The organism is Gottfriedia sp. NPDC056225 (assembly GCF_042267765.1).
Taxonomy (GTDB): domain Bacteria; phylum Bacillota; class Bacilli; order Bacillales; family Bacillaceae_G; genus Gottfriedia.
This window is the reverse complement of sequence record NZ_JBHJTJ010000049.1, coordinates 5,339-12,950: the sequence shown is the minus strand read 5'-3', so window position 1 is coordinate 12,950 and position 7,612 is coordinate 5,339. Positions and strand designations below refer to the sequence as shown.

General features: G+C 31.7%; 8 protein-coding genes. All 8 read right to left on the bottom strand.

What is annotated here, in order from left to right:
* Positions 1 to 72: 72 nt before the first annotated feature.
* Positions 73 to 573, bottom strand: coding sequence for a DNA topology modulation protein (locus ACFCYN_RS21385; RefSeq protein ID WP_375951639.1), 501 nt, complete (start codon positions 571 to 573; stop codon positions 73 to 75).
* Positions 574 to 1,016: 443 nt separating this feature from the next.
* The gene (locus ACFCYN_RS21380; RefSeq protein ID WP_375951637.1) at positions 1,017 to 1,517 is read right to left on the bottom strand and encodes a GNAT family N-acetyltransferase; all 501 of its coding nucleotides are present in this window, start codon (positions 1,515 to 1,517) and stop codon (positions 1,017 to 1,019) included.
* Positions 1,518 to 1,827: 310 nt separating this feature from the next.
* Complete coding sequence (locus tag ACFCYN_RS21375; RefSeq protein WP_375951635.1) at positions 1,828 to 3,123, bottom strand: acyl-CoA thioesterase/bile acid-CoA:amino acid N-acyltransferase family protein; 1,296 nt, start codon at positions 3,121 to 3,123, stop codon at positions 1,828 to 1,830.
* A 362-nt stretch (positions 3,124 to 3,485) separates the two neighbouring features.
* Complete coding sequence (locus ACFCYN_RS21370) at positions 3,486 to 4,244, bottom strand: glycoside hydrolase family 25 protein (protein WP_375951633.1); 759 nt, start codon at positions 4,242 to 4,244, stop codon at positions 3,486 to 3,488.
* A 183-nt stretch (positions 4,245 to 4,427) separates the two neighbouring features.
* A complete protein-coding gene (locus ACFCYN_RS21365; RefSeq protein WP_375951631.1) occupies positions 4,428 to 4,628 on the bottom strand; it encodes a hypothetical protein in 201 nt (66 codons plus the stop codon).
* 321 nt (positions 4,629 to 4,949) lie between these two features.
* Positions 4,950 to 6,212 (bottom strand): MFS transporter, encoded by a 1,263-nt coding sequence (locus tag ACFCYN_RS21360; protein WP_375951629.1) that lies wholly within the window; start codon positions 6,210 to 6,212, stop codon positions 4,950 to 4,952.
* 22 nt (positions 6,213 to 6,234) lie between these two features.
* The gene (locus ACFCYN_RS21355) at positions 6,235 to 6,837 is read right to left on the bottom strand and encodes a PadR family transcriptional regulator (RefSeq protein WP_375951627.1); all 603 of its coding nucleotides are present in this window, start codon (positions 6,835 to 6,837) and stop codon (positions 6,235 to 6,237) included.
* Positions 6,838 to 7,083: 246 nt separating this feature from the next.
* Positions 7,084 to 7,612 (bottom strand): phosphotransferase (locus ACFCYN_RS21350; RefSeq protein WP_375951625.1); only part of this gene is annotated, 529 nt, incomplete at its 5' end.

The window sequence follows — 7,612 nt, the reverse complement described above, 5'->3', positions numbered from 1 at the left end:
ACCGACGAATCGAGGATCATGTTGTTCAACTAAAGCATTCTTAAGTTCAATAAAGAAATTCTAATGATTAGATCATTTAACTAAAAATTGCTTAACTTCTTTTGTTGAATTTAAAATTATAATTTCTTTTTCTTCAGATAATTGTTGAAGACTTTTTAAAATACTGAGTCTCTTTTTCTTGGGATACTCCCAAATCCATTTAAAAAATTCAAAATCAAATCTCTCTTGGCAACCTTCCCTCATATCAGGCCTAGTTGAGTTTCGATATTTAATGAACCTTTTGAATGCACGATAAATACAAACTAACCTAGATATATTTAGAAAAATAATCGTATCGGCTGCATTGAGTCTTATCTCCATTGTGCCTCCATAATTACCATCAATGATCCATTTTTCATTTTTAACTAGTTCATTTTGTATTTGTATCTGTTCTGCTTTTGGAACCCCTTCCCAATTTGGTCTCCATAATAAAGCGTCAAGATGAAAAACATCTATTTCTAACTTATCTCCTAACTTTCTGGCAAATGTAGATTTTCCTGATCCACCTGAGCCAATGATTACAATTTTTCGCATGTATATCCTCCGCATTAAAATGACTATATTGACACATACAATATTTAATTCAATGTTACATTCATTCATTTAGCACAAAAAAAATCGACTATGTAGCCGATTTATTGTTCTACTAATGTCATCCATTAGTGCGTAGTAGTTGCATAATAAGTAACGATACCCAATCCCATGAGAAAAGTCCAAGCTATAAATAAAATACCGATGATCCTAGATATTTTACTTTTCTTTTTAAAGTTGTAGAGAAAAGATATTGCTAATAAAAGTATAACGAAAGGAAGTATAAATACTAAACTAGGCATATTTTGTCTCCTTCTTAAACTTATACTTTTATATATTCCACTACCTATTAGTCTATCATGCCATTTAGCATAATTAAAAAAATCGACTATATAGCCTAACATCTTGTTCAACTAAAGTATGTGTGATAGTTCAACACTAACATCTTATATTAACTTTGCCATGTAGTATTCATCGAAGCTGTTACCGTCTATTATTAGTGAGTTTCTTTTTGATCCTTCAATTTCATAACCCATCTTTTTATATAAACCTACTCCTGCTTCATTTTGTTTCACAACAGTCAGTTCTAACCTTGAAATCCCCAGTTTAATTGCCCATTCTTCTATGCTTTGAAATAATTTGGTACCAATACCTTTACCTGTATATTCCTCAAGGATTCCAATGGCAAGATAGACCGAATGTTTTTTTCTTATCGCAGTACTACCAATCGCAAACGCATAACCCACTAATATTCCAGGAATCTCTTCTGCAACAAATATGGTTGAATTTGGGGATTCCTCAATAATTTCTAACTGTTTGCGTTGTTTCTCGACCGTAACATTTCTTTCATTAGCCCCATAAAGCATGAAATCAGCCTGTTTTTCAACTTCTTTAATTAGTTGTACAAAATTTTCTGCATCATCTAGTTTGATTTCTCTAATGTTCATTCAATTCCCGCCGCCTTATGTTATGATTGTTAATTCATTTTAAATTCTATAAAGGAAATTGTATTCCTCCCTTTTTCAAAAAATTTTCCATTCATTGACTAACAAATGTCAGCTTTAGTAAATAAGAAATTACACTTTTATAAGTGTCTTATTTTTTAAATTAGCTAGTTGCTCTCCATATAACGTTTTTATTACGTAAAACTACTATTTTTTTGCTAATACTGTTATGACTAAACCTATAAGATTAAAATTAAAAAAAGGATTGGAATACTTTCTTTCTCAAAAAAAGACCCTTTCTAATATGTTAGGGTCAATTTAAGTTTACTTTTAAGTTTTCAGAAAAAAACTCAACTGTTTTATTCCATGAATCCTTACTTGCTTTTGCAGTATCGTATTTATTTCCTTGATTATATGGATTTGCTCGTAAGTAAGGAATCCCAATTGAATGACCTGCACCAGCATAAATTAGATGATTATAAGAGAATGCAAAGTTATATGTGTTTAATCTTTCTATTGCTTTTTGAGACAAACGAACAGTATCGCCACCATCTTCTTCTCCAGAAATTAGTAAAATAGGACCGTTAATTTTTTCAACTGGTATTGTTGCTTTTTCAACAATTTCTTCATCAGACGTAATAGCAGCATACCACTTACCAAATGGATTCCCTTCTCTGTTTAACCACATTTCTCTACATTCAACCGCTATTTTCTTTGGATTAATTGGTGATGCATATGGAATTGGGTTACCATTATATGTCCATGATGGTGGCAGTGTATCATCTTCTGACCAAGGAACAATGCCACTTAATGAAACAGCAGAGCCATTTAAAGAAACAACCGCTTTAATGTCTGAAAAATAACATCCAGCTAAAAGAGCAAGTTCACTTCCTTTTGACGTACCGTGAATACCGATTAAGTCCTCTTTTACTTCAGGACGGGACTTCATCCAATCAATGGCTGTTTTAACATATTCAAGTGGAATTATGACTAAACGTTTTGGAAGATGTTCTATTCCAAAGTAAGCTAGGGCTAGCACAGAAAAACCATGAGAAGCTAGTAAAGCAGCAGGATATTCGTTTATCCCGCCTTCAGAACCACCTACAATAATAATGCCAGGTCTTTGTTCTTTATTAACGTCACTAAAGAAAGTTGCAACTAGACCTTTTTCTCTAACCGAAATTCGATTTATTTGATTTGATTTCCATAATCTATTTATCAGAATTTCATCTACAATTACATTGTCAATTATTAATGATAGTTTTAGTTTTTGAGGTTCTAAGACTTGCCCCACTGTTTGACTACGATCATTTTTAGTTACAATTTTAGTTGTATCTAAAGACCAAAACAACCCCATTCCATCTATACTGTTATATGTCCCTTCTATTGGACATTGCGTGTTTAAATTAACTAATCCTGTTCTATCCGCTCTAAACTTACCAAAAGATTCTAAATGAATTTCTTTAATCCCTTCCGCAATTCTACTCGCTTTTAAAGTTACGATCTGATTTGGTTTTAAATGATGTATTTGGATGTCGATAGGACTATCAATCATTGAAGTGACAGCACTAACAACAATTTTCGGATTTCCTTTAGAATCAAATTCCATGTTTACGTTTCACCTCAATTATAGTGTAGATGCATAAAGAATTTGTATATTATTTTAAGTATATTCTTAAAAACAAACTATATTTCTTACCCTTCACTTGATTCAATTTTCATTTCCTATATCCTTTCCAATCAGCGATATTTTTAAATAAATTTCCAAATTGATTAGATATATTGAAAAAAAGAAAAAAATGATAAGTCGTTCAGAAAATGTGGAGAAATATTCAATAACTGTATATAGAAATCAGTAAATCCAAGTGATTTTAACAAGACAAATTAAAGTGTATTTAACACGAAAAAACGCTTGGCATGTCCGAGCGTTTTTTCATGGCTTTTTCATCTCATATCTTTTGATTAGAGGAATTAATACCCATATTCTTCAAATTCCTTTTCATTTCCATTAAAGACATTTACATCTATGAATTTTTCATTACCACTATACCCCTTTAATCGTTCTCGGTCGGTGTACTGCCAAAATGTCCAAGTTCTTTTATCTGATAAAGAAGGTTTGGTAAAAACATCTCTTATCCATATATCACATTGTTCAAAATGATCCTTAATATACAAATTATAAGCCTTATTTTTCGTATAGAGAATGACTCGTTTTCCGTAATGTTCTTCAAACATTTTCACCATAGTCTGAAGCTCTTTCTCTACTTTACTACGATTAGGAGGATTTTTTTCTTTATCTCCATAAAACTCAACATCGATGACTGGAGGTAATGTTTGTTTATTAATGGGTACTGTTTTCATAAAGTTCTCGGCTTGGGATTTACCTTCGCTATCATAGCTAAAAAAGTGATAGGCTCCAATCCGTAGATTAGTTTTTTCTGCACCTTTCCAATTTGTTTCAAAATACTCATCGACAAAAGTGCTCCCCTCAGTGGCTTTAATAAAGGCAAATTTAATGTCTTGTTTCTGAAATTGTTCCCACTTTATTTCACCTTGATAAGATGAAACATCTATCCCTTTCACAGGATAATGCTTTGCACTGAAAGTATTGGGGATAAGAATACCTTGATACCACAACAATACCATCAACAGTAATGCAATTACTAAAAGAATGAATAGATAACCAAATGATTTGCGTTTTTTCTTTTTTACCTCAGTCTTTTCAAACATCCTCTTCTTTCACACCATTCAGATTTATATTTCTTATTACATACTCGGATAGAGGAAATTTCTATTTCTTATTTGTTCATCTTATAAGTTCTACTCAACCTCAAAAATTCCTTGCCGTCCATCTTCAACTAAACTATTAAATAGTTAAATAGAGGATATTAATAATTATCCTTTATTTATTGTTTAATTAATGCGTTCGTAATATATCATGTTATATCTATTTTCTTTTACAAAATACAAACCTGTCCCATTTTCTTGTGGCACAAATCCCTGGTAAGCCGAACTGTTTTCCACCATATATTGCTCTTCTGCTGATACAACTGTTAGTACATCTTGTCCTTTTGCTACATTACCTTCACTACGATTTTGTTCTTCACTAGTCACAAGTTTATATTGGTCTCCATTAGTCTAAGCATATACCTTTGTATTTTGTAAGTCTTTTGTAAAAGCAATTGATAATGCTAAAGCACCTACAAAACTAATTGAAAATACTAATTTTCGTTTCATAAATAAACCTCCTTGTATAAATTGGTAAATTATTACATTTTATTATTATAAAGATAATATTATGATTAACTAGTTTACTTTTGTACAACAATTCTAGCCCTAATCAATAGTGTCCTAAAGTACGATGGAAGAAGAAGTAACAAACATGGCCTATCGCTGGTTTTTTAGGCTATGGCTTTTATCTATTTAATTCTTCTTTCACATCACATCAGTTCTTTCCTTTTTACCATTGTTATTGTCCAAATTCAATCTATTAATCCTTCTTAATATGACTAAACCTGTAATTGAGAATAAAGTAAAAAATATGCCAGAAAGTAAAAAGACGTATCCGATTCCAAGTGTTCTTACAATCCATGCTCCAATTAATGGCGCAACGAAAGTAGGTATATTTAGTATCGATTGAGCTGAACTATATATTTTTCCTAAATGAATTGTCGGTGTTGTGGTTTGCAAAATTGTTCCGTACGAAATAGGAATGCTAGCTCCTAAAAAACCAATCAAACTCCAGATGCTAAGCCATAGCCATTCATGGAATGTCACAATGTGAATGCCGCCTAAACCAATGATTGAAAAGAAAAGTCCAATGAAAAAAGGAGAAATAAAAAGGAGTTTAATCGGTTGAATGCGATTACCAAATTGTCCAACAATCACTGCTCCGAGTAAACTTCCAAGACTTATTCCACTAATTTGAAGCGAAAAGCTTGAAACTGCGATTCCTAATTCTTTAGACCATAAGGCAATAAAACTATCATAGATGAAGACTAAAAAGGTCGTAAAAAACATACTACATACTGCCATGCATAATAAAGTATTTGTAAATATTTTTTGAAAACCAGTTACGATTTCTTTAAGAAAAGTTCCTTTTTTTGATTTATTCAACATACTATTCGAGTAATCGGTCTTAGGAAGTTTCATCAATAGTAATGCAGATAAGAAGAATGATACAGAGTTTGTCATAAATACGAGCGATGGGTTATGTATAGTGATTAAGATTCCTCCGATTGAAGGAGCGATAATTTTCGATAAATGGAGTGAAATTTGGCTAAGTGCATTCGCTTTTATTAGAAATGGCTCAGGAACGTATGTTTTAATCGCGACTTGCTTAGCAGGGTCAAAAAAAGTTGCAGCGCTTTGAATCAAACAAATGATTACTAAAAGAACCCAAAAATTGTTCGTAAAAAGCATTGAAAACGATAGTATGGATCGAATAAAATCACAAAATATCATTAGATTTCGCTTTGAGAACCTCTCTACCCATACGCCCGAAAACGGACTCAACAAAATCCATGGGAGTGAGAGGGTAATTGGAACTAAAGCTAACTTTTCTGGTGGTAATTTCCAATGATACGTGAATAAAATCATCAATGCCATAAAGCTCATCCAATTCCCTAAATCTGAAACAACTTGCCCTAAATATAAAAATCGAAACGCTCTTACTTTTAATGGGCTTAGTAGATTCATATATCTTCTCCCCGTTCAATGTTTATTCCACTGTTTTTTGATACCGCTTATGAGACTCTTGAACAAGATTCATTGGATCTTTGTGTGGTTGTTGTTCGTTAAGCAGCAACTTCTCTATCGTTTGATTGATCCATTTAATCTCCGTTTCCAATTGAAGCTTTAAATACTCGAAGGAGTATGCAGCCAGATTCCCAATCGAAGAAACATCATTACACTCCCAATCTCTCAGATGTTCTAGCATTTTTTCGGAATTAATCTTTCTGTTGTTTAAATGTGCGATCAAACAATCAATTGACAGATTTGGAACGTAGTTCCAAAAACTCATTTTCATTAATAATTCGTCTCTTACAACAGGGTAAGTTGGATTTGATCGTAACCAATCAGATAGTTCTGCCCATCCTTTATTCGTTAAGTCATACATTTTAGTTTGGCGTTCAGTTTGACTGACTTCTTTGCAGTTCACTAATCCTTCTAGTTCAAGCTCCTTCAACTTTGGATAAATCGATCCAAAACTAACTTTTCCCCAACCTAACTCTCGTCCCTTATATTCCACTTCCGTTTTAATTTCATAACCCGAAGAAGGTTTCCAACTCAATATACCTAAAATAATATGTTTGACAGACATTTTATCACCTCTTTATATCGTTACGATATATTGTAGCGATATATACCAAAATCTTCAACCATAAAATATTTTTTTGATTTTAAACCCAAATAAGCGCCTTACTGAAGCCAGTAAAGCGCTTATTTGGGTTCGCTTAATTTCATATATTTTGTAGCTAAACTTCCATATAGCGAAATAGAGGATGATCATTTGATCATCCTCTATTTCGTATTCATCTATTGCATGGGTTTGTTCAATAAAAAAGTATTATTGAGGAGTTAGTATATTCATCTCAATATTATTTTTATTTTCATATATCCATAAAAACATGTCTTTGTTTAAATCGAAAATGTTGGGATAGTCTATGAAATATGCCATAAAAATTGTTTGGATATACAGCATTGTATGCCAGATAGAATTAACTTCATTTTCGAATAATTGGTTAATTGAATTATAACCGTTTAATAATTTCCCAACAAAGGTGATCCATTCTTGTCTAAATTTATGATCAGAAAAAACTTCATTAAGAATACTTGTTGCACAGTAACATATATCAAAAATCCTAATATTTTCCTCAGCAATCTCAAAATCGATGATTCCAACTAATTCATTTTGTTTCATAATAAAATTCGACGTATGTGGATCTCTATGGATTAATTGTTTTGGCAAAACTTTAGAAATATTTTTAATGTCTACTTCTAACTCTTCGAAAATAATATTTAATTTATTAATTTTCTTACTATTATTGATTACATTAATTGCCCTATCATACATATTTTTATAGAGGTCTCTTTTT